Raw genomic sequence first — 23,057 nt, 5'->3', positions numbered from 1 at the left:
ATGAAACGATATATAAAGAAATTAGCTCCAGTAGCAGCACTGCTATTTACGTTGAGCTTAACCTCTTGTGTTAAGGATTTGGACGTTACACCAATCGACCCAAATCTACAAACAAAGATTAATCCGGACTATTTGTTCAACAAGTGCTATGCAAACTTCGCATTGTCTGGTAACAAAGGTCCTGAAGACGATTGCGATATTGATGGTCTTGATGGAGGTACAACAGGTTTCGTTAGACAGCTGTTCAACTCTAACGACCTTACTACCGATGAAGCTATCTGTAACTGGACACAAGATGAGGGTATTCCTGAGTTTAACTTCAATAACTATGGTAGCTCTCACCCTATGCTGAAAGGTTTCTACTATCGCCTTTATTTTGGTGTTACTGTTTGCAACCAATATCTCAATAACTTTGGCGATGTAGACAAACAGAAGACTGCAGAGGTGCGTTTTATTCGTGCACTCGACTACTATTTGTTGATGGACGCATTTGGAAATATTCCTTTCACAGAAGAGGTATCAGCTAAACCTTCTCCACAGCATTCACGTAAGCAAATGTACGACTATATTGAAAAGGAACTCTTAGCCATTGAACCAGACTTGATGACTCCACGTGCTAAGACTTCTTCTGATCCTGATTACGGTCGTGTAGATAAGGCTGCTGTATGGATGTTGCTCTCTCGTCTATACTTAAACGCAGAGGTTTATACTGGTACACCTCAATGGCAGAAGGCTGCAGACTATGCTAAACAGGTAATTAATTCTCCTTATCATCTCTACACTGGTGCTACAGTAAACGGCTGGACTGCTTACCAACAATTATTTATGGGCGATAATGGCGAAAACGGTGCATCTGTTGAAGCTGTTTTCCCTATTTTACAAGATGGAAAGCATACTGCTGCATACGGTGGAACAGTGTTCTTGATTGATGCTTGCTACGATAAAACTGCATCTGTAAATAGTAATGGTACTGCTGGTGGCAATCTATACGACAATGCCAACTGGGCTGGTGTTCGTGCTCGCAAAGACCTTATCGATAAGTTCTTCCCCAATAGCAATGCACCAGCTGTAAGTGGAGCAAATATGCCAAGCGAAGCTGGAGACGATCGCGCACTGTTCGATGGTGTAGGAAGAACCATTACACAAAGCACATCAGCTGATATCTCAGTATTTACAAAAGGCTTTGCAGTTGTTAAGTTCAACAACTTCTACTCTACTGGCGCAAGTGCAAAAGACCTTCGTTATGCAGACACCGATTTCTTCTTATTCCGTGTTGCTGAAGCTTATCTAACATACGCTGAAGCTACTGCCCGATTGAATGGTGGTCAGACTACTACTGAAGGTACAGACCTTATCAACCAACTTCACACACGTGCTCATGCAGCACCTCGAACAACTGGTTCTTATACACTCAACGACATTCTCAACGAATGGTGTAAAGAGTTCTACTTTGAAGGTCGTCGCCGTGTAGACTTGATTCGTTTCAACAAGTTTGGTGGTAATGCAAACTATAACTGGGCTTGGAAAGGTGGCGAACGTAACGGACGTAACTTCGCTGCAACACGTAACGTCTTCGCTATTCCAAACAGCGATCTCACTGTAAACTATAACTTGAAACAGAATCCTGGTTATTAAATTATACGAGTTGAGGAGAGACACTCCTCAACTCTAACAAAACTCAAAAGATAAGAATTATGACAAAGATATTAAAGTCTGCATTGTTGCTCATTTGTGCTGTTTGTTTCTTTACAGCCTGCAGCGATGACAACGACGAGAACCCTGTGGTAAAGTCTCCAACTACTTTCCACTTAAATACACCAGCGCTTGCTGCTAACGGTGTTTACGATTTAACGCACTCTAAATCTATAGAACTTACTTGCTCACAGCCTGACTATGGCTATCCAGCAGTAACAAGATATACAGTAGAGGTTGCGACTAGTGCCGATATGTCTGATGCAAGAGCTCTTTCTGGTTCTTACATCACAGCAAAGATAGAGGTAGATGCTGCCGAGTTGGCAAGTACACTTACCGAGCTTTATTTAGCAAAAGGCATGAGCGAACATCAGTTCCCTCTCACGGCTCCTGTTTATATTCGCGTGAAGGCTGTTCAAACTACGGCTGATAACAAAGAGATTGAAGGTACTGCAATTACATCTAACACTATTGAATTGAGCAAAGTGTATTTCGCTTTCTCACTTCCTCCAGTAACTGTACCAGAGAAACTCTATCTTGTTGGTAGTTTCAATAAATGGTCGTGGGACAATGCTTTGGAAATGATACCTGTAAATGGCTCTCCAAACATTTTCTGGCATCTTGTTTACCTCGATGGTGAAGGCAACAGTGCAGGTGTTAAGTTTAATAGCGATAAAGCATGGAACGACAAAGAGGCTGGCTTCGAAAAGATTACGATTAACCCTGCAAGCGATAATGCTGCCGATATTATCAATGCCAATGGCAACATTGGTTCATCTAAACCAGGTTGGTACCTGATGATTGTAGAATGTACCGTAGTAGGTCGCGATATTAAGTACAACGTAACCTTCAACAAACCTAATGTTTATCTGCAAGGTGTATGTACTGCTGCTGGTGGTTGGGACCTTATTCCAGACAACTTGTTCTCTGTTCCTACAACAGCCGATGGCGAGTTTGTTTCTCCTGCTATAGGTAATGCAGTGTCTGGTGGTCCTTCAGGAAGCGATCCAGGTGTACGTATCTGTGTAAAGATTCCTAATACCGAATGGTGGAAGGCTGAATTCATTGTCTACGATAAGAAGATTGCTTACCGTGGCAATGGTGGCGACCAAACACCACGTGTAGCAGGTGCAGTAGGGCAGAAGGTCTACTTGAACTTCACAAAAGAAACTGGCGAAATAAAATAATAACAACTTATTATCATAGAATACAGTTATGAAGAAATTATCATTATATATCACACTCGTAATTGTAAGCCTCGTTCTCGGGGCTTGCAGCGACGAGTACGAACCTTGGAGCAATCCTCAGGCATATTCACAAGAAAGTTCTATCACTATTCCTGGTATGAAGGCAAGTGCTGTGGCAACACAAGACTTATCTACTGTAGGCGATGAGGTGCCTCTTTTCACACTCTCTGCGGCTACTCTTCCTGAAGGCTACACCTTGCGGAACGCCCGCATAGAACTCCACCCGGCGATGCTCGACGGTGCACCGCCTACCACCATCAGCACCACGATTGACGGCAAGGCAAGCACGGCAGAAGTACAGGCAATGATTGAGAAGTACTATGGCAAGCGCGTGGAAGCACGCAATTTCTTGGCGTACGTATATGTCAATGCCGTAAAGGGTAGCCAGGCTGCGCTCATAGAAGCTGGTGCTGTTGATTTAACAATAATACCAAAGAAACCTACTTTTGCATCAGAATATCTTTATATGTCTGGTGATGCAAACTCATGGCAGCATTCGGATATTCTCTACAGCTCAGATCTTGATGGCAAATATCTTGGCTATATGTATCTTACACAAAATGGCTTTAAGTTTTCTACACAACCAAATTGGGGAGGTACAAACTACGGCAAGGACTTTAGCACAGATGCAGGTGCCGATAATATAACGATGACTGAACCTAATGGCTTCTATAAGGTAGAAGTAAACTTGGTAGCACGTTCTTACAAGCTCACACCTATTACTAAAATAAGTATCATAGGCGATGCTACTGGTGGTTGGACGAATGATATTGATATGACCTACAATTCTGCATCGCACAGTTGGAGCGTACAACACGTAACACTTGTAAACGGTGAAATGAAGTTCCGTGCGAATGGCGAATGGAACATAAGCTGGGGTGGTACAGACCTTAACCACCTAACATCTACAAATGGTGCTAACCTCAAAGTAGAGGCAGGTACATACACCATTAAGCTAACACCATCGTACGATGGCAATACAAAAGCAGAACTAATAGCAGAGTAAACCTATTAGGTTAATACTTTTTAAGTTTATATTTCACTGGGGGACGCACCATTTTTATGGTTCGTCCTCTTTTTTTTGCTCATTTTTATTTTAGTTCAGTGAAAAATAGGAGCCTGAATTATAGACACCTACAGTTGCTTATTCAAAAAACGAATAGAACATTGCTAGTGTATATAAAAATTGGTGAGATATAGCTACTTTTGTTTTAGATATCTGTCGCATTCGTCTCAGATATCTGTCCCGTTCGTCTCAGATATCTGTCGCATTCGTTTCAGATATCTGTTAGTTGCACATTAGATATCATAATAGAAATCAACCTTTATAGTTTAATTCTATGACGCTTGAAAGATATCTGTTCCAATGAATATTTCTTGATTTGACTTGCAAAATATTCGTCTTTGAATGCGAAGAATATGCCTGTAGTATATGAATAATACATATAGGGTTATATCAATATAATATATACTTAGCCATTAACAATCTCAATCTTCGCTCTTCGCATTCTATAGAATAGCAATAGAGCAATGCGCTAATGCTTCTATACCTTTATATTATTCTATCAAAGTTTTATTTATACTTTGTTTTTTTATATTTCTTTCATTATCTTTGCACAAAACTTCATAACTAAAGGTATCACTATCGTAAGTTTATGGTAAATTGTTTATAAGCGTATGAGACTCAATATACAATCTCACAGCATTAAAATAGATAAAAGAATAGGAAGCATTATATTCTTGTTTGCAGTAATAATACTATCTGTAAACGCGCAAACAAACGAACAACCACAGCAACGTCATTTTAAGAATTTTGGTATAGGTTTAGGACATATTACACCTGACTCAATGCGATGGAAGAGTCTTAATTTTGGAATATTAGCTGCCACCGATACGCTAAATGGATTTCAATTAGGTGGGATAAGTAGTATAACAGAACGAAAACTAAAAGGTGTTAGTATGGCAACACTACTAACAGCTAGCAATGGACGTGTTGATGGAGTGTTAGGGGCATTCGGAATGAATATTTCAGGAGGCAATATGCGAGGTTTACAATTAGCTGGTATTATCAATATTGCACGGAAAATACATGGAGTACAACTATCGGGATTTGTAAATATAGCAGAATCGCATTTTCGAGGACTACAGTTGAGTGCTTTCACTAATATTTCTATGGGGGTGCAGGGAGGAGTTCAAATTGCAGGATTAGCCAATATAACCTCGAGGACTATGCGGGGCTTACAGTTAGGAAGCTATAATTATGCAGATACACTACGAGGAATGCAGCTTGGATTAGTGAACATTGCGTTGCAACAACCTAAAGGCCTACAGCTGGGTATAATTAATTATAGTCGCGATACTTTGGCGCGAAAAATTGGTTTTGTGAACATTGATCCCAATACTAATATAGATTTATTGTCTTATTGGAGTAACACAACACTTCTAAATATGGCTCTGCGTTTCAGAAATAAGAAAACCTATTCGATATTTTCTGTAGGAACACACTACCTATCGTTAGACGATGATTTTTCTGGAGCATTATCCTATCGTTTAGGACGCTATATACAACTATCGCCTAAATGGATATTGAGTAGCGATATAGGTTTTTCGCACATTGAAACATTCGAGAAAGAAAGCTCTAACAAACCACATAGACTGTATGCATTGCAAGGACGTGTAAACTTAGATTACCACATTAATAAGAAGTTAAGTGCTTTTATTTCAACAGGTTGGGGTACAACCCGCCACTATGGTAATAACAAACTCTATACTAATAGAATGCTTTTAGAAGCAGGACTGGTGATGCACTTTCGACCTGAAAAGACACAATCGTATGGGGGAACTGTAGGAACTACGGAGCAGACGATGACAGAACGATACAGAAAATTGCTCGAAAACGATTCCACCTTGTATCGTTACAATATTCAATTTGCATATAACGATCCGAAAGAACATCGCAAAGCATGGACTGCTGTAACAGAAGTTATAGGAATTAATGCATTTGTACACTGTATAGATAGATTTGCTTTGCACTACAAATTTGCAAAAGTAAATTTTAAAAGTATAAGTAACAATTTTAAGAATGGTTTTGTATGGGATAACGATAAGTTTACTACTAATCAGTTTGCACATCCTTATCATGGAAGTTTGTACTATAATGCAGCACGCTCAAACAATCTTTCGTTCTGGCAATCACTACCTTATGCCTTAGGCGGTTCACTAATGTGGGAGTTTATGGGCGAGGTTGAGCCACCTGCTATAAACGATGTAATGGCAACAACAATGGGTGGTATTTGTTTCGGAGAACTTTCACACCGCATCTCGCATCTATTATTGGACGATAGTAGTAGAGGATTCCAAAGGTTTCTTAGAGAGTTTGGCGCTACACTCGTAAACCCTATTGGAGGCTTCAATAGATTAATAACAGGGAAAGCATGGCGTATAAAAGGACAATATCATAAATATCACGACTATGAAGCACTGCCAATAGACCTGTCAATATCTTCAGGCATACGCTATCTGGCTGATAATGGCGCAATGTTTAGAGGAGATTATAATGCCTTTATGAATGTATTCTTAGAATATGGCGACCCTTTGAACGAAGCGACCACTAAACCTTACGACTTCTTTTCATTGGAAGCAATGTTTGGAATAGTAGGCGAGCAACCACTCATAAATGCTATTCACATATTAGGACGACTTTGGGGTACACCTGTTTTTAGTGGTAAAAGCTTCAAAGCACAACTTGGTTTGTTCCAGTTCTTTAACTATTACAACTCAGATCCCGTAAAAAAAGGAAGTAAACAAACTCCTTATCGAATCTCGGAAGCTGCTAGTATTGGTCCAGGAATGATAATATCGTTCCAAAATATGGGAGGTTTAACAAGATTGGAACAACGTATCTTCTTTCAGGAATACTATTAGGTGGTACTAAAAGCGATTATTACAACGTAATAGATAGAGATTACAATATGGGCTCAGGATTTTCTGTGAAAACAAAAACATTTATGGAATTCCATAAATTCGGTCGCTTCATAATGCACTCAAGTTTTTATCACCTTTATACGTGGAAAGGATACGATAAAAAGAAACTAGAGACAATAGATCCACTATATTTAAATGCACAGGGCGATAAAGGAAATGCAGATTTACTTGTGCTCAATCCAATATGGGAATTCGACTTTAATAAACGTATGAGCATAATGCTCGCAGGGTCTTATTATATAAGAAATACACGATATTATGAATATAAAAAGGTACACGCAGAGACATTCGAAGTGAATTTAGGTTTAACCTATCATTTCTAATAAGCTGCTTTCGCTGAAGTGTGATATAATCACCAAACTATCAATACAATTATATAATACAGTGCGTTATATATTGTAAATAGTGTTAATAATAATTAAGATATAAGCATCTACGGATTTATCCACTTTGTAAATAATAAAAAATGAGTAATTTTGCGAACCGATTATTTCGAGAGTGAACTTAGAACTCTCAGCACATTGTATGTTAATAGCGTTACTTTTGGCCGGGTTACGTGGTTAGAGAATGCAATGAGCAAGTATTAAAAACGTTTTTTAGTAGTAAAATTTAAAATTTAAAAATGGACACTTTAAGTTATAAGACTATTTCCGTAAACAAGGAAACAGCTAAGAAAGAGTGGGTAGTAGTAGATGCTACAGACCAGATAGTTGGTCGCCTTTGCTCTAAAGTTGCTAAGTTGCTTCGCGGAAAGTATAAGCCAACTTTTACTCCACACGTAGATTGCGGAGACAATGTAATCATCATTAATGCCGATAAAGTAAGATTTACAGGCAAAAAAGAAACCGATAAGGTTTACACACACTATACTGGTTACCCAGGTGGACAACGCTTTAACACACCTGCGCAACTTCGTACAAAGAAAAATGGTGTAGAGAAGATGGTACGCCATGCCGTTAAAGGTATGTTACCAAAAGGCATTCTCGGTCGTCATATACTTAATAACCTTTATGTATTTGAAGGTTCTGAGCTGAACGGACTCGAGGCACAAAAGCCAAAGTCAATAGACATTAACCAGTATAAATAGAATAGGCGAAAAAGATGGAAGTAATAAATACAATTGGACGCCGTAAGAGCGCTGTTGCTCGTATATACCTTTCAGAAGGTACAGGCAAGATTACTATCAATAAAAAAGATATTACTGAATATTTCCCATCAGCTATTCTGCAGTATGTTGTAAAACAACCATTGCAGTTGCTAGGTGTAGAAGGTCAATACGATATAAAGGTAAACCTCGATGGTGGTGGCTTTACAGGACAAAGTCAGGCTTTACGTCTTGCTATTGCACGCGCACTTGTAGAGATTAATCCTGAAGAAAAGAAGAACTTGAAGAACCACGGATTCCTGACACGCGATAGCCGTGCGGTTGAGCGTAAGAAGCCAGGACAGCCAAAAGCACGTGCTCACTTCCAGTTCAGCAAGCGTTAATCAACTTGTCAGCATACTGCCGAATTACAGCAAAAGAATTTGCTATATGCCTATGTCGGTATGCCACAGCGCTTGAGTTTAGTATCTAAATCAATGAGATTTCAAAATCGGGAACTACTCGTTGGTTGATTCTAACAAACCAAGCGAAACTATTCGCTAAGAAAGAATTAAAAAGAAAGTAAACAAAACAAAAAGTAAAAAGAAATGTCAAGAACAAATTTCGACCAATTATTGCAGGCAGGCTGTCATTTCGGACACCTCCATCGTAAGTGGAACCCAGCTATGAAACCATATATTTATATGGAACGCAATGGAATCCACATCATTGATCTTCATAAAACCGTTGCAAAAATAGACGAAGCTGCTGAGGCTCTCAAAGGCATCGCAAAGAGCGGAAAGAAGATTTTGTTCGTAGCTACTAAAAAACAGTCTAAGGACGTTGTTGCTGAAAAAGCTACAGCGGTTAATATGCCATACGTAAACGAACGCTGGGCTGGTGGTATGCTTACCAACTTCCCAACAATTCGTAAGGCAATTAAGAAAATGACGAACATTGATAGATTGATGAACGATGGTACTTTCTCTAATCTTTCAAAACGTGAAATTCTCCAAATTTCACGCCAACGTGCAAAATTAGAGAAAAACTTAGGTTCTATCTCAGACCTTACTCGTTTGCCTTCTGCACTCTTTGTAGTCGATGTTATGAAAGAACATATCGCTGTTAAGGAAGCTAATCGCTTGGGTATTCCTGTGTTCGGTATCGTTGATACAAACTCAGATCCAAAGAATATTGATTACGTTATTCCTGCAAACGATGATGCAAAGGACTCTGTAGAAGTTATTCTTGGTGCTTGCTGCGCTGCAATTGCAGAAGGTCTTGAAGAACGCAAGATAGAAAAGGCTGACGAAAAAGCTGCTGCTGAACAAGCAGAAGAAGCTGCTGAAGCTAAACCAAAGCGTGCAGCACGTAAAGCAGCTGCAGAAGAAGCTCCTACTAATGAGGAAGAAGCTCCTGCTGCAGAATAAACTTTAGACAAAATATAAGATGGGCGTTGGTGAACGCTTGTGGATTTAAGAATAAATCCATTAACGCTCCTCAACGCCCACATTTTTTAACCATAAATTTAAAAGGAAAAGAAAAAATGGCTGTATCAATTGAAGATATAAAGAAATTGCGTGCGATGACTGGTGCAGGTCTTGCAGACGTAAAGAACGCACTCAATGAAGCTGAAGGTGATTTTGATAAAGCAAAGGAAATCCTTCGTGAGCGTGGATTAGCTATTGCTGCAAAACGTTCTGACCGTGAAACTTCAAATGGTTGTGTTCTCGTAAAGGCTGTTGATGGCTTTGCAGCAATGGTTGCCGTGAAGTGTGAGACCGACTTCGTTGCAAATGGTAAGGATTTCATTGCTATGGTGCAAGATATTCTTGATGCTGCTGTTGCAGCAAAAGCTAAGTCTCTCGATGAAGTTAAGACTCTAAAGTTGGCTAATGGAGAAGATGTTGCTGCTACTGTTCAACAACGTTCTGGTATCACTGGCGAGAAGATGGAAGTTGATGGCTACAACTTTATTGAAGGTGAAAACTTATCAGTTTACGATCACATGGGCAAACACACACTTGCCACTATTGTTCAACTAAATAAGAGTAACGAAGAAGCAGGACACAAAGTTGCAATGCAAGTTGCTGCTATGAAACCTGTTGCTTTGGACGAAGCATCTGTTCCACAAGAAGTTAAAGACGAAGAATATAAGGTTGCTATTCAGAAAACAAAGGAAGAGCAAGTTGAAAAAGCTGTTGTTGCTGCTATTAAGAAGGCTGGTATAAACGCAAACTTGGTGGATAGCGATGAGCATATTGAATCTAATATCAATAAAGGCTGGCTTACACGTGAAGATGCAGATAAGGCTATAGAAATAAAGAAGACTGTTAGTGCTGAGAAGGCTGCTAATTTGAATGAAAATATGATTCAAAATATTGCGAAAGGTCGTCTCAACAAGTTCTTCAAAGATAATTGTCTTGTAGACCAAGAATTCCAATTTGCAGAAGGCGACAAGATTAATGTTGCTGATTGGTTGAAGAGCCAAGATAAAGATCTTGCTGTTGTTGCTTACAAGCGCTTCACACTTTCTGCTGAATAAAGAAAATATAAATTTTTCGTTTTCATATTAAGATTGGAAGAGGGTATATCAGTTTGATATATCCTCTTTTTTATTGATTTAAATTTTTGTCAATGATAGAATTAAAATAATACAGAATCCCGAAAGTGAAAGAAAAGAGAGTATGAATAAGAAATAAAGAGAAATGAACTTATATTCTTTTTCAGATATTCTTCAACAAGTCTTAGTGTTTAAACTTTCTCTATGAGGCAAACAGCATAGGCTGCTATGCCTTCTTCTCTACCAACGAAACCCATTCGTTCAGAAGTTGTTGCTTTGATGGATATTGCATCTTCATCGCAACCAATAATCTCTGCCATACAAGCTTTCATAGCAGGTATATGTGGATTAATCTTCGGACGTTCTGCACATACTGTAGCATCTATGTTCCCTACACAATAGCCCTTTGTAGCTATTAATTCTATTGTCTTCTGTAGTATCACCTTCGAGTCCATATCTAAAGTTTCGTCTGCCGTATCAGGGAAGTGATAACCAATATCTCGCATATTTGCTGCACCTAACAAAGCGTCGCAAACAGCGTGTAGCAATACATCAGCATCGCTATGACCCAGCAAACCAAGTGTGTGGTCTATCTTTATACCACCCAAATAGAGTGGACGACCTTCTACAAGTTTATGGACATCGTAGCCCATTCCTACTCTTATCATATTCAGAAACGTTTGCGAGGAAGTTTCCTTCCTCGCAGCATTAAGTGTTACTTTCTATTAAACAAGTCTTTAATTCCGTCCATATCGAACGTTAAGGTGAAACGCAAAGTTTGATCGAGTGGATTGCTCTTTGCCGTTGCAATTACATAGCCTGCATCAAGTGAGAATACGCTCATCTTGAAGCCTGCACCCACTGTGAAGTATTTACGGTTACCTTTATTTTCGCTTTCGTTATGGTAACCAGCACGCAATGAGAACTTGTCGTTGTAAACATATTCAGCTCCGACACTCCAGTTTACTTCCTGAAGTTCTTCTTTTGCACCACCAGGAGCATCACTAAAACTCTTAAAGATTCCCGAAATAGACGATACATCGTAATACTCTTTTTGTAAACGATTTTGGTAATCTACTTCCGATTCATCTGAATTGCGCTTTGGATAGGTAGGAACAAGAAATTTGTTGGCATCAGCTGCAATGGTGAACCGATTAAATTCATCAATTGGAATCATCAACGATGCACCCAAACGCAAGTTAGTTGGTATGAATTCAGACCGATTATCGCCACCAAATGTAATTTTCGAACCAATATTTGAAATATTCATACCCAATCCTAGCTGACACTCACGACTACCAATATTGATATAATTTTGATAATAAGCAGAGATATCGGCAGCAAATGCAGACCCTGGTGCAGTTTCTTCGTTAAAGTTATAAGTAAGGTCTGAATATATCCAACGTACAGCAGCGCCTAATGAGAATTTTTCGCTCAGCATTAGCGAGTATGCAACATCAAACGACAGTTCGTAAGGTTTAATTGTCATTGCAGCAGACCCATCGGTACTACCACCAGTCGTAACTTCGCCTAAAGAGAAGTAGCGTAATGAACTAGATACAGCACTATAGTCGCCAATTCGATAATAGCCAGAAAGGTAAGCTAAATCCATATCGTTTACCAACTGTCGTAACCAAGGCGTATAGTTCAGTGAAACTCCTGCACGTGATATGGTAAACGGATATTTTGCAGGATTCCAATACTGCGAATTTACGTCAGGATCAGTGGCAACTCCTACATCTCCCATACCAGCAGCACGGGCATCGGGGGCTATCATTTGCGAAGTAACAGCATGGTTTACTGGGTTAAAAATATCTTTCTTGTCCTGTGCCATCGTTGCTGAAGCTATCCATGTAAGCAAGAACAGACTCAATATTCTATAAGGCTTATTCATTCTTTCTGTATTCTTATCTGTTAGTTTGTACAATTGTCTCAGGTTCGTAATTCGAACACTTCATTAATACACAAACGTACATAAAGACTTATTTATTGTTTATTACGATTAGTTTCTTTGCTTTAGACTCTTTCACGGCACCACCGCAACCTATCCGAACACGATAGAGATACACACCTGTTTGCAGACGTGCACCAGAATTAATGATTAAATCCCAATTCATTGTGTAGACATTACCCGATGCTATTCCATTTTCTTTGTGTTTCCACAATAAACGTCCCGATGTATCGAGTACTTCCAATTCTATATCTACATTTGCCCCAACATAATTATGGGTTACAATGAACGTTGTTTCTGTTTTGGCAGGGTTATTTGTGCAACTCACATCTTCTATATCAGGAGCCATTCCCTTGTCTACTGTAAAATCGAGTGTAGCAGTAGAAGGATTGTTGAGAATATCCCAAACACGGAATTTCAGTTGATGTCGTCCTTCAGATAGTTCAGGAATACTGAAGAAAGTAGTTCCTTTTGTATAGCTACCAAAGTCGAAGCGGAAGTTGTCGTTAAGGTTGTAAGTGCGCATCATATCTCCATCAATAATGAGTTGCATATCGTGTCCAACTCCGTTACCCGCTGCGTTTATACCATTGGCATCGGTAACTTGTGCAACAAAATATGGTGTACTATTCACCTTACCACCATTTACAAATGATGGTGTATTGAGGTAACAATAGATGGAAGGTCCAATAGAATCGTTACTTACTTGCTCTGAACCATTTATTGTAAACCTATCTTCTGCGCCATTCGCCAGTAAAGTATGGTCGTTGCTTACTGCATATACATTTATAAGACCAGTACCATTAGTATAATTAAGGTCGCGAGGAACGGCAAAAGTAAATTTAAATTCGCCATTATGAACACTGTCGGAACCATTATAAAGTACTTTTTGACGGTCGTAGTAGCTGAATGGAGTGTTCGTAGTTTCTTCTTGTCCCTTACAAGTTATCAATTCTCTAGTGTCGCGCACAGTTGCAGACATTAATCCATTGAAGTTTTCCACCTTTGTTGCATTCTTTTCAATGTGTCCTTTTACTGTGGCAATGGTACCACCTTTTAATTTTATTTGACCAGAATTACTGATAGCACTACCATCTATAGAATCGATAACAATATTCAAGGTAGGCAAATTAAGCGACAAAGCAGGATCGCCCAACAACGAGTATTGCAACTTATTGCGTGTTTGGTCTTGCCCTGTGTTTATCATATCTATTTTTGCTAAGCGCTGTGCTTCACCAAGTGTAGTTGGTTTTCCATTTTTAAAGCTCAACACATGTTTCAAAAAAGCAGTATTTATGTGTTTGTTATAACTTGCATATACAGTTCGGGTAGTTCCCCAGAAAGCTACCGAGCCACCTTTTTTGTTTAACATTGCTTCTTCGCCAATAGTAGCAATAGTTCCATCGAAAGGCATAATATCACAGCTTGCAGTAATCCAAAGAGGAAGATTTTTATTAGTAAAGTTTTGAAAATCTGTAATACGTAACACAGCCTCGTGCGATATTTGAATTTCAGAACCATGTCCTGCATAATCCATAATAAGTGCTCCTTGTGCCTGTTGTTGTTTTATAATAGCGCTAACTTCAGGATATATAAAACCTGTAGAAGAACTAGTACGTTTATAAGCGTCCCACATCACTTTTTTAACAACATAATTAGGATATGTATTCATAACAGCTTCTGCTGTTTCGTTTACATCGTGCATGTGTAGATTGTTGTTTCCATCATCGCCCATAAACATAATAACATTTTGCCAATCGCCAGCATTCTTATCTATTGCATAATTAATGGTCTTGTCTACTATAGTTTGTGCTTCGTCTGGCGTACTTACAGGAAAACGTCCCACACCAATATCTTCTTTGTCTATATTGGTTTGATTTACACCTTCTCCTTCGTCCATAAGTGTGTACCAACCATCATTAATATAGCAATCGGTTAAACTAAACGAATTGTCGCTCTCGTATGCAAGTAAATAATCGTCGGTATTTAGCAACCTACATTCAGGTGTTATCATACGATTATCCCATACACAATCGCCAAAAAGTAAAAGCGACTTTGGTATTTCGGCTTCTGTTTTTGCACGATCGTATAGCATTTTCATATACCGACGATATGCCATAGCATCGGGAGTTCCACTTGAAAATTCGTTGAAAATTTCATCAGCAGGCACAATACGTACCTTTATACCATCATGTTGCTCATGGAAAGCAGCCAAACGCTGTGCTTGTTTTAGCAATTTCTGACTGGTTGGAATTATAATAACAAGGTCTACGGGAGTATGACTATGTAAGTCTTGGTTGGTAATGTTATATACGTATTCAGGAACAGGAAATGTTCCCTCTGTTAAGTTTGGGGCAGAACGAGGCTTATCATAGGTTATTGATACATAATCTAAACGTGCAGGACCTCCTGAAAGTGTTGTTATCTTAATAGAATCTACATCATGTAGCCCCACTAATGGGTATTTTCTTTCAATTTCAGCACCATAATCAAATTCACCTGTAGACATACTTAGTTCGCCTTTCTTTTCACCATTCACTTCTATTTGTATGGAAGTGCGTCCTTTTCCTGCCGACACACCAATAGCAAGAGTTCCATTGCTTGCTTTTGCTGTGTTGGTTAGTGTATATGTTTGTGTTTTTCCAACAGCTATAGGGGTATTCTCAAAGAATCGACGTCCACCTGGAAACCAACTGTAATTTTCTATTTCGTGTAAACTATGATAATCGTCGGCTGTTGGATATACCGATGTCAAAAAAGTATTGGCGTCTACTGTTAAAGGAGCTTCTGTACTTTCTGTAATAAAATAATAGCCATAGTTAGAATAGTGGTTACGGGTGCGTATTGTTGCTGTATTGCTATCCCAACTTACTGGTCCACGTCCATAAAAAAGACGTTTTCCACCCACAAAACAACTTGGAACTTCCTTTAAATCATCAAATTCTTTCAGATAAGCTGATGAAATTCTTTCGTCTTGCAAATTACCACCATATCCATAAATACGCACTTTACTTAAATCGGAAAATCCTGCACGACGAATTACATCGGTAGTAAGATTATAAATACCATTAGCAGGTACACGAATTTTAGCCCATTTACCAGACGATAATACGGAATGATTTGCATAAAGTTGTGTATTTCCTGTTGTTGAAATACGATTAGCACGAACCTGACGAACATTGCGAGGCTTTGAAGTTAGTGCAATCATAAAGCTAACTAAGAATTGTTTTTTGCCATTACGTTCTACAATAGGGACGAGCGAAAACTCAAGAATTCCTTTTTTACGCTCTACTACCATTTGTTGTTGTATATTTGGCAAGCTAGAAAGTGGCATTCCCGACAATTTATTATAGCGTGAAATGTCTGCAGCACTCATATCAAGAAACTCTGGATATCGTATCTCTAATTGGTAAGTAGAATCTGCATAATTCTCTCCAATAGGAATTGCATACGTAAAATGTGGTAGTAAAGAATCTATTGTAACATCTTCAACCGTAAGATTGAAGAAACGTTGTTTTTGTGCTTGCGCTGAAATTGCAAGTAGCAATAATATAAAACTTAATATATTACGTTTCATTCGTTTCGTTATTTCTGATTGAAGATGTTCTCTTCAATATCGTTTATTTACAATTAAAGTCGAGAATTTTTCTATCCTCAACATAACCTTCTAAATGGTCGTTTATAGCAACGGAAGCACACCCTGTAGGACACCCAGTATAAATTATATCTCCTGTCTTTAGCGTAAAGTACTTACTAATGTAGCTTACAATTTCGTCTACCTTATAAAGCATATCGCTTGTGCAACCTTCTTGTACTGTTTTACCATTAATGTCAAGGTGGAAATGAATGCGCTGAATATCTAAGAATTTATCCTTTTCTATCCAGCTTCCCAGTGCTGCTGCCCCATCAAAACTCTTCGAAAGTTCCCAAGGTAGCCCTTGTTCTTTCAATTTTTTCTGCAAATCGCGTGCAGTAAAATCAATTCCAACCGTTACAGCATCATAATAGCGATGAGAAAATCGCTCTGGAATAGTTTTTCCTAACCTACAAATACGCACTACCAGTTCGGTTTCATACTCTATTCGTCCTAAATCATCAGGAATAAAAAAAGGTTTACCATCTTTTAATAACGATGAATCAGCCTTCAAGAATACCACTGGTTGCTCTTTTTTATTTAACGTGTCGTGTAGCGATTTATTGTGTTCGGAATAGTTCATTCCTATTGCAAATATCTTCATTTCTAATTCGTTTGCGATTTTTAAAACTTCTATATAAACAAAATAGGCAACAAAGTATTGACACTCTGATATACATCTATTTATTTTGCAAACTTACATAAATTTTTTGTAACCGAACCTTGATAAAATAAAAAACACATTCTTTTTATTTCTCCTAAATCTATATTTCTTACTATAGGCTTTTTCGTGTAAAAGTGCTATAAACAGTTCGGCAGAACTCTTCGTAAAGGCATTTTTACCTATTTGTTTACGACAGCTTTTCTTAAAAATTTCTCTTTTGCTTTATAAAAAATAATCCTATGTAACAGGCAAAATTATGCTTTGGTATTGCGAAACAACAGTTGCTACTATTGTATAAATATCTATAGTCTATATTTTCTTTTCGAATGAAAAAAAAGAATGTAGATGAGGCATTCGAACTGCAGAATACAATTCTACTTGTTTCAGCGCAATGTTTTTTATATCATTATTTTATATATTTTCAAACTTAATAAGGAATACTATCTCTTCGCGTTAAGGATAATGAAAATAAAATGTTTTTTGGTCTTTTCTTATTTATTTTACATACTTTTGCAGCAACTTAACGTAAATACTAATTAATGAAACAGAAATTTATAACAATTAAAACTACATGAAAACAACAAAAATCATTTTATTCCTTATGAAGAGAGGAATAGATTCTGTAGGCGGTATAGGAAAATATGAAATAGATATGTAGGTAAAATTGCAGTTATCAACCGATTAACGGAATTGATAAAGTTGTAATAGAATCTGATATCCTATCATTGATACATAAAAAATATATTGTAATTATTAATAAAAAAATAATATGAGAGTGAAAAAACTATTATTCCCAGCATTATCGCTTCTATTAGCGACGGCAATGTTTACAAGTTGCAGCAAAGACGAAACGTCTAATCTGTTAAACGAAATGAAACCTGTTACTTTCACCCCAGTAGAAGATCAAGTTTTATCCTCTGAGTCTACAGGAAATGTTGTTGGAAATAAGAAAGAATATCGAGAAATTATCAAAAAACAAATTACGCTTAATCCTGTAGAATTAGTAGATGAAAATCTTTCAGAAGTAATTTTCCCTGGTTGTGTTCTTCGTGGCGATGCTTTTATGAAAGGAGAATATTCGCCAGTGTCTATTAAAAATCCGAAAACTATAACCTTGTCGGCAAATATTCACGGAAGAAATCTGCAAGAAAGTAAACAAGTATTTCCCACTTTAAGCGATGTGCGTCAAGGTATCAACGATTTGATAGAGCCGAATACAGATTTAATAGAATATAATAATGCACCTGCATATATTACTTACCTTAATAATGTTGTAACAACAACGGAAAGTTTTAATAAGACATTCAACATTCATACGAATGTAAATGTACTTAATGATATTGTAAAAGCATATTTCAACTATGAAGCACGCAATTATTCTTCGTCGGGCAAGCATTATGTATTGGTAAAAGTAAGACAACAATTCTTTAACATATCAATGGCTGCAAAACAGCCTGATGAATGGGGAACTTTTGATAATTTAGGAGAATACGAACCCGTTTATGTAAGTAGTGTAGATTATGGTCGTGTGTTACATTTGCTTATTGAAACAAAAGAGAGTGCCGATTCTATCTCAAAAATGATAAAAGGCGGCATAAAAGCTTCATTTACAAAGTTTAATGGAAGTATAGAAACCGAATATAAGAAACAGTGGAATAGCTATTTTAATTCTGGAAAAATCCAAATTATGGTTGCTGGCGGTCCACATGAATATGCAAGGAAGATACGTGACTATGATAGTTTTATGGATTTTATAGATGTACCAAATTCCAAATCATTGATACATGCATCTGTTCCCATTGGTTATCGTGTGCGTTCTGTGCGAAACAATAGAGAAGTAGAAGTGAGAAGTTTTTATACCGAAGAGGTTGTTACACTTAAAAAGTAAGCAACAATGATGCAAGTTTATATTTCCATTAGGATTGTTAAACTTGCATCGTTTTAGAATTGTATTTATACTCTCTTAAAATTCTAATTATAAGGAAGCAAATTTATAATTAGAATTTTAAAATTCATAATTATATTTTTTTATTTTGTAATTATATTTTTTGGCGTAATGAGCTATCGTAGCTAAACCCTCTCTAATTCACTTTATTTATTGCCTTTAGTATCGTTTAATTACGATGGTATTTTCTATTACAAAGCAGGTCTTAATGTTTCATTTACTATTCTTTTATCAAAAAACTTTAAGAACTCATCTGCCATACAAAATATTTCTGTAACTTTGTTTTCGGTTATTATAGCAGCTTTTATAGCTAATTCGTCGTATATCAGTATTATAAAGTTTTGGTGAATTTTGCTAAAAGCTATATTTTTACAACTATTATAATGCGTTTAATTCATCTTAATTTAAAATGATGTATGCATAACAAAAGAAATCAGCTATAGACAATCGTTTTAAACATTTGAAACAGATGTGCTAAAATAAGCATAAACAATAGACAGAGTTTGTAATGATGAAATAGAATCAACTTTAAAAATAAAATTATGACAGAAGAATTTATTGCTAAAGAAATTAAAGATATAATTCTTGTTGAGAATTTTAAAAGATATTTTGAGACATTAGAAGACTCAAGTCAAGAGCCTTTTAAGAATAAGAGTTGGAGAAGTGGGCAACTATTGTTCAATTCATTGGATAATTCTAACCGAAAGCATTTACAAGAATTTGTAAAAATGATAATGATTGAAACAGTCTCTGATATTCTTTCGTTTGTTGATGGAACAGCAACATTTAAGAATCAACAGCATCCTTTCCAATTAATGTGTAATGGTAAAAAAGTAAGCGGTAGTTTACAAGAATATTTATTGATGGACTTAGAAGATAATGGATTCCATCGTTAAACATTAGAAAGAGCTGTGATAAAACAAGCATAAATAATAGGCAGAATTTGTAATGATGAAAATTAAAGTGATGCTACAAGTTTAAATTCCTCGACTTAACGAGGAAATAAACATTGCATCTATACGGCAAAAATTAAATTTCACGAATAATTCCCCCGCAACTTTGAACCAACCAAAATGTTATTATATGATTTTAAACTAAGCTGTTATAGATGTTTGAAGAACAATACGAATGTATTGAATCCCTAAATAATAAAAAATTTTTAAGCGAAGATGAGCAAAGAATATTATTCAAAAGAGATAGAAAGAATAAAATCTGTTTTAGCAGATTATTATGACACAGATTTTGATTCTGATGAGGAAGACTTTATTGTAAACAAATCTAATAAGCAACTTATAGAGAAACTTATTATCAACTTAAAAAATGATGATGAATTAGATGTTTCCAACAAAAGTTTCTTCATAAAGGAAGCACTTCACCTATTAGCAAAAAATACTGGTTGCGTAGAAGATGAGGAAATTTCGGACGAAATATTAGAGAAATTGCTTGTTAAACATATAATTACACAGAAAGACGAAAAGTATTATACACAGCTAAAGTCTACCAAAAGATGGACTTAATTTTATTGAGAGTTTGATAGATTTAAAATAAAATTGGCTGTTTTATAATAGTCTTTTTGAATTTATAGATAGTTTAAATACAGGTTATATATTCTTTTTCAGTTGTTGAAAACGTTGCTGACAACGTTGTTTGTAGTTGTAATGGAAAATATGTTTCTGTATTTTTCGGAAGTTATACATAAACGAAAACCGTAGCTTATCTATAAAAGAAGGTGTTCTTTCGGCATAAATAGAACGTGGAATACGCACAAAATATAGGTCGGCAATGGTATCGAAAGCCGAAAATTGTTGATGGTTTCGTTCGAAAAGCCATACTTCAGAATAAAAACGGTTAGAAGAAATAATATCCGATTGAAAATCTGGGAGTTTACGAATATAAGCAGACGTTGCCCACCAGAAACTTCCAGAATACATAGTGTAATTTCGAGGAGGCCAACGATAACAACTGTAAGTATCGAAACCATTTGATAAAACATTTACAGCCACCTGCCATTTATCGAAAATAAAATATTCCAGCATTTCGCGCCAAGCTTCTATTTTTTGTTGAAAGGAACGGAAAAGATGGTCGTTTGATTCTAACGATTGATAGGAAATTCCCTTTGAATGAAAATAATATACAAGGCAATCTTTGCGCTGACTTAGTTCTTTAATAAACTGTAGGGCAGGGTATTCGTACTTTTGAGGATTGGTAGAAAACGAGATAAGTTCTACCTTTTCGCTGTCAATCAATTGTTTTAGTTCATCAATTTTGGTCTTATCAGCAGCAATACAGCTAACAAAAAGTTTTTCGGTGGCAGATAAAAGTCCGCTGTTCTTTAGATTTTCTATTTGCTTTTGTGCTAATTTTTCCCAACCAGTATCCAGCATAATGTGGTAAACACCATAAATAGGTAGGTGCTTTTGTGGTGTAACGTCCCATTTACGCAAGTCTTTTCTCTCGTAAACGTGAAAGAGCGACTGGCTGATTCTGTGGAATATATTGGCAGACATAAACTATTGTTTCAGCGATTCGATAAGGCGGTGGAACATCTCTTGTAAATTGTAATGAGGTGTCCAACCCAATTGTTGAATTTTATTGGTAGACAAACGTAATTTTGTTGTGGGCGAATAGCCCATATTCTCTTTAAGTTCTACCACAACTTTAACCTTTGGATTGAATGCTTCGGCAAGGAGTGTAGCCATATCTTTAATGGAGATATAAGTGGTTTCGTTTGCAACATTATAGGCTTCGCCATCTTTTCCACGTAAAAGAATATATAGCATAGCAGCAATGGCATCTGTAGTATAACAATAGCAACGACAGAGTTCGCCTTTTGTGTGCATTATAATATCTTCGCCATTAATAATGCTGCGTGCGAATTGTGCAAATACACGATTGTCGTTTTTAGTAACTCCAGCACCAAAAGTTTGTGCTAAACGTGCAACCTTTGTATGTGTTCCATATTCTTTAGCGTAATTGTGGCAGAGCGTTTCAGCAGCTCTTTTTGCCATTGGATAGCTACTTCTAACATCCATTGGATTAAGAAAACCTTGTGCATCTTCAGTAAGAGGCTTGCTATCATTGGTAATTGTTCCATAAACTTCTAATGACGATGCCAATAATACAGATTGAGTTTGATTTGTACGTGCATAATCGAGTAGTTTTTTTGTGCCATTAAACACAGTAACCATTGTTTCTACAGGATATTCTACAAAGTATTTTGAAGCTGTCGGACTTGCAAAATGCACAATAAAATCAATCTTTTCGGTAGGATTGAAAATCTCATTTTTGGAAAAATCATAAGCATAAAAACCCAAGACATCGTTTTGTTTATCAAACATAACTTCAGCTTTTTCTGTATTTCTGACTACTGCCAATATGCGTAGACCAAGATTTTGCTGACTATTTAATTTTAATAGGCAGCGAACCATACATGCACCGAGCAATCCTGTTGCACCTGTTATGGCAATTGTCTTTTTACGAAGTTCGTCTTTTAAGGCAAATTGTTGGGCAAAAAGCTCTATGTCTTGTTCAAGAATAGTATTCATTTTCTATAAACCAAAAATTTGTTGGTCTTCGTGAACCTTTACCATAGCACGGAATACGAAGAAATCGGTTGGAGTAGTTATCTTTATGTTTTCCATTGGACCGATAATTGTTCCTAACTTATAGCCGTAATGACTCATCATTGTGCACGAATCAATAAAGTTATGACAATTTTCACTAATAGCACGGCGGTGAGCAGAAAGAATATCAGAGAGATAAAAACTTTGCGGTGCACGTGCAATCAGAGAATTTGCACGTGTTGGAATTTCTAAACTCCCATCTTTTTGTTTAACTATAAAGGTTTCGGTAGCAGGCGCACAGGTAATGCAAGAACCACATTCCATTACTTTATTTATATTGTCTGTTATGGTTTCCTCAGTTATCAACGGGCGCACACCATCATGAATAAGAACTGTTGCTTTTTCATCTTTCGCATACGCTTCGGCTGCACACAAACCATTGTAAATAGAGTCTTGTCCGGTAGCTCCGCCAGGTACAATTTTCACAACTTTGTTAATTTCAAACTTGCGAAGCATTTTTTCAAGGAATGGAATCCACTCTTTGATACAAGAAACTATAATGGCATCAATCTGTTGATGATTGTCGAATAGTTCGAGCGTATATATAATAATAGGTTTTCCATTTAAGTCGAGAAACTGTTTTGGACGCGATTTTGTGTGCATTCTTAGTCCTGAACCACCTGCAAAGATAACGGCTATATTCATGTTTATGCTGTTTTTGGTTTTGTTT

At 37.0% G+C, this 23,057-nt stretch carries 19 protein-coding genes; 12 read left to right on the top strand and 7 right to left on the bottom strand.

Translation table 11 applies throughout. The features are described from left to right. The 9 genes from DX009_RS08105 (at position 1) to tsf (ending at position 10,552) form a co-directional block, all read left to right on the top strand. Complete coding sequence (locus tag DX009_RS08105) at positions 1–1,635, top strand: RagB/SusD family nutrient uptake outer membrane protein (RefSeq protein WP_115083640.1); 1,635 nt, start codon at positions 1–3, stop codon at positions 1,633–1,635. Between the two features lie 59 nt (positions 1,636–1,694). Beyond that, entirely contained in the window at positions 1,695–2,879 is a 1,185-nt protein-coding gene (locus tag DX009_RS08100; protein ID WP_115083639.1) for a SusF/SusE family outer membrane protein, read from the top strand. A 28-nt stretch (positions 2,880–2,907) separates the two neighbouring features. Next, positions 2,908–3,945: a SusF/SusE family outer membrane protein gene (locus DX009_RS08095; RefSeq protein ID WP_115083638.1), complete on the top strand. Its 1,038-nt coding sequence runs from the start codon at positions 2,908–2,910 to the stop codon at positions 3,943–3,945. A 671-nt stretch (positions 3,946–4,616) separates the two neighbouring features. Further along, positions 4,617–6,863 carry a DUF3943 domain-containing protein gene (locus tag DX009_RS08090; protein WP_245944608.1) on the top strand — a complete coding sequence of 749 codons (2,247 nt, stop codon included), beginning with the start codon at positions 4,617–4,619 and terminating at the stop codon, positions 6,861–6,863. An 83-nt stretch (positions 6,864–6,946) separates the two neighbouring features. Then, positions 6,947–7,246, top strand: coding sequence for a hypothetical protein (locus DX009_RS13530; protein WP_245944607.1), 300 nt, complete (start codon positions 6,947–6,949; stop codon positions 7,244–7,246). 299 nt (positions 7,247–7,545) lie between these two features. After that, on the top strand, positions 7,546–8,010 hold the full coding sequence (gene rplM, locus DX009_RS08085) for a 50S ribosomal protein L13 (protein ID WP_006044318.1): 465 nt from the start codon (positions 7,546–7,548) through the stop codon (positions 8,008–8,010). Positions 8,011–8,024: 14 nt separating this feature from the next. Then, positions 8,025–8,411 carry a 30S ribosomal protein S9 gene (gene rpsI, locus DX009_RS08080; RefSeq protein WP_006044319.1) on the top strand — a complete coding sequence of 129 codons (387 nt, stop codon included), beginning with the start codon at positions 8,025–8,027 and terminating at the stop codon, positions 8,409–8,411. Positions 8,412–8,615: 204 nt separating this feature from the next. Continuing rightward, the gene (gene rpsB / locus DX009_RS08075) at positions 8,616–9,437 is read left to right on the top strand and encodes a 30S ribosomal protein S2 (RefSeq protein WP_006044320.1); all 822 of its coding nucleotides are present in this window, start codon (positions 8,616–8,618) and stop codon (positions 9,435–9,437) included. Positions 9,438–9,553: 116 nt separating this feature from the next. Next, the gene (gene tsf / locus DX009_RS08070) at positions 9,554–10,552 is read left to right on the top strand and encodes a translation elongation factor Ts (protein WP_040595532.1); all 999 of its coding nucleotides are present in this window, start codon (positions 9,554–9,556) and stop codon (positions 10,550–10,552) included. A 209-nt stretch (positions 10,553–10,761) separates the two neighbouring features. Here tsf and ispF read toward each other — a convergent pair whose 3' ends face one another. The 4 genes from ispF to DX009_RS08050 form a co-directional block, all read right to left on the bottom strand. Beyond that, positions 10,762–11,238 carry a 2-C-methyl-D-erythritol 2,4-cyclodiphosphate synthase gene (gene ispF, locus DX009_RS08065; protein ID WP_006044323.1) on the bottom strand — a complete coding sequence of 159 codons (477 nt, stop codon included), beginning with the start codon at positions 11,236–11,238 and terminating at the stop codon, positions 10,762–10,764. 47 nt (positions 11,239–11,285) lie between these two features. Continuing rightward, positions 11,286–12,464: a type IX secretion system outer membrane channel protein PorV gene (gene porV / locus DX009_RS08060; RefSeq protein WP_006044324.1), complete on the bottom strand. Its 1,179-nt coding sequence runs from the start codon at positions 12,462–12,464 to the stop codon at positions 11,286–11,288. Between the two features lie 88 nt (positions 12,465–12,552). Continuing rightward, positions 12,553–16,098, bottom strand: a complete 3,546-nt coding sequence (gene porU, locus DX009_RS08055; RefSeq protein ID WP_115083637.1) for a type IX secretion system sortase PorU — start codon at positions 16,096–16,098, stop codon at positions 12,553–12,555. A gap of 43 nt (positions 16,099–16,141) precedes the next feature. Further along, positions 16,142–16,759, bottom strand: a complete 618-nt coding sequence (locus DX009_RS08050) for a fumarylacetoacetate hydrolase family protein (RefSeq protein ID WP_006044326.1) — start codon at positions 16,757–16,759, stop codon at positions 16,142–16,144. Positions 16,760–17,588: 829 nt separating this feature from the next. Between DX009_RS08050 and DX009_RS08045 the strand changes: the two genes are divergently transcribed. The 3 genes from DX009_RS08045 to DX009_RS08030 all read left to right on the top strand — a co-directional run bounded on the left by DX009_RS08045 (position 17,589) and on the right by DX009_RS08030 (position 20,281). Next, the gene (locus DX009_RS08045) at positions 17,589–18,707 is read left to right on the top strand and encodes a thiol-activated cytolysin family protein (protein ID WP_115083636.1); all 1,119 of its coding nucleotides are present in this window, start codon (positions 17,589–17,591) and stop codon (positions 18,705–18,707) included. 599 nt (positions 18,708–19,306) lie between these two features. Further along, entirely contained in the window at positions 19,307–19,660 is a 354-nt protein-coding gene (locus DX009_RS08035) for a hypothetical protein (protein ID WP_115083635.1), read from the top strand. 273 nt (positions 19,661–19,933) lie between these two features. Beyond that, positions 19,934–20,281: a hypothetical protein gene (locus tag DX009_RS08030; protein WP_115083634.1), complete on the top strand. Its 348-nt coding sequence runs from the start codon at positions 19,934–19,936 to the stop codon at positions 20,279–20,281. Positions 20,282–20,365: 84 nt separating this feature from the next. On the opposite strand, the gene DX009_RS08025 is transcribed toward DX009_RS08030, so the two are convergent. From DX009_RS08025 to DX009_RS08015, 3 genes are read right to left on the bottom strand one after another with little or no spacing between them, the layout of a single operon-like run. Further along, a complete protein-coding gene (locus DX009_RS08025) occupies positions 20,366–21,271 on the bottom strand; it encodes a hypothetical protein (RefSeq protein ID WP_115083633.1) in 906 nt (301 codons plus the stop codon). A 3-nt stretch (positions 21,272–21,274) separates the two neighbouring features. Continuing rightward, entirely contained in the window at positions 21,275–22,309 is a 1,035-nt protein-coding gene (locus DX009_RS08020) for an NAD-dependent epimerase/dehydratase family protein (protein ID WP_115083632.1), read from the bottom strand. 3 nt (positions 22,310–22,312) lie between these two features. Beyond that, on the bottom strand, positions 22,313–23,032 hold the full coding sequence (locus DX009_RS08015; protein WP_025001019.1) for an IspD/TarI family cytidylyltransferase: 720 nt from the start codon (positions 23,030–23,032) through the stop codon (positions 22,313–22,315). Positions 23,033–23,057 lie beyond the last annotated feature (25 nt).

The organism is Prevotella pallens (assembly GCF_900454935.1).
GTDB classification, from domain to species: Bacteria; Bacteroidota; Bacteroidia; order Bacteroidales; family Bacteroidaceae; genus Prevotella; species Prevotella pallens.
This window is presented reverse-complemented; position numbering and strand designations above follow the sequence as displayed.

Coding starts and splice junctions, on each gene's coding strand:
- DX009_RS08105 (WP_115083640.1), top strand. CDS start 1: ATGAAACGATATATAAAGAAATTAGCTCCAGTAGCAGCACTGCTATTT.
- DX009_RS08100 (WP_115083639.1), top strand. CDS start 1,695: ATGACAAAGATATTAAAGTCTGCATTGTTGCTCATTTGTGCTGTTTGT.
- DX009_RS08095 (WP_115083638.1), top strand. CDS start 2,908: ATGAAGAAATTATCATTATATATCACACTCGTAATTGTAAGCCTCGTT.
- DX009_RS08090 (WP_245944608.1), top strand. CDS start 4,617: ATGAGACTCAATATACAATCTCACAGCATTAAAATAGATAAAAGAATA.
- DX009_RS13530 (WP_245944607.1), top strand. CDS start 6,947: ATGGAATTCCATAAATTCGGTCGCTTCATAATGCACTCAAGTTTTTAT.
- rplM (WP_006044318.1), top strand. CDS start 7,546: ATGGACACTTTAAGTTATAAGACTATTTCCGTAAACAAGGAAACAGCT.
- rpsI (WP_006044319.1), top strand. CDS start 8,025: ATGGAAGTAATAAATACAATTGGACGCCGTAAGAGCGCTGTTGCTCGT.
- rpsB (WP_006044320.1), top strand. CDS start 8,616: ATGTCAAGAACAAATTTCGACCAATTATTGCAGGCAGGCTGTCATTTC.
- tsf (WP_040595532.1), top strand. CDS start 9,554: ATGGCTGTATCAATTGAAGATATAAAGAAATTGCGTGCGATGACTGGT.
- ispF (WP_006044323.1), bottom strand. CDS start 11,238: ATGATAAGAGTAGGAATGGGCTACGATGTCCATAAACTTGTAGAAGGT.
- porV (WP_006044324.1), bottom strand. CDS start 12,464: ATGAATAAGCCTTATAGAATATTGAGTCTGTTCTTGCTTACATGGATA.
- porU (WP_115083637.1), bottom strand. CDS start 16,098: ATGAAACGTAATATATTAAGTTTTATATTATTGCTACTTGCAATTTCA.
- DX009_RS08050 (WP_006044326.1), bottom strand. CDS start 16,759: ATGAAGATATTTGCAATAGGAATGAACTATTCCGAACACAATAAATCG.
- DX009_RS08045 (WP_115083636.1), top strand. CDS start 17,589: ATGAGAGTGAAAAAACTATTATTCCCAGCATTATCGCTTCTATTAGCG.
- DX009_RS08035 (WP_115083635.1), top strand. CDS start 19,307: ATGACAGAAGAATTTATTGCTAAAGAAATTAAAGATATAATTCTTGTT.
- DX009_RS08030 (WP_115083634.1), top strand. CDS start 19,934: ATGAGCAAAGAATATTATTCAAAAGAGATAGAAAGAATAAAATCTGTT.
- DX009_RS08025 (WP_115083633.1), bottom strand. CDS start 21,271: ATGTCTGCCAATATATTCCACAGAATCAGCCAGTCGCTCTTTCACGTT.
- DX009_RS08020 (WP_115083632.1), bottom strand. CDS start 22,309: ATGAATACTATTCTTGAACAAGACATAGAGCTTTTTGCCCAACAATTT.
- DX009_RS08015 (WP_025001019.1), bottom strand. CDS start 23,032: ATGAATATAGCCGTTATCTTTGCAGGTGGTTCAGGACTAAGAATGCAC.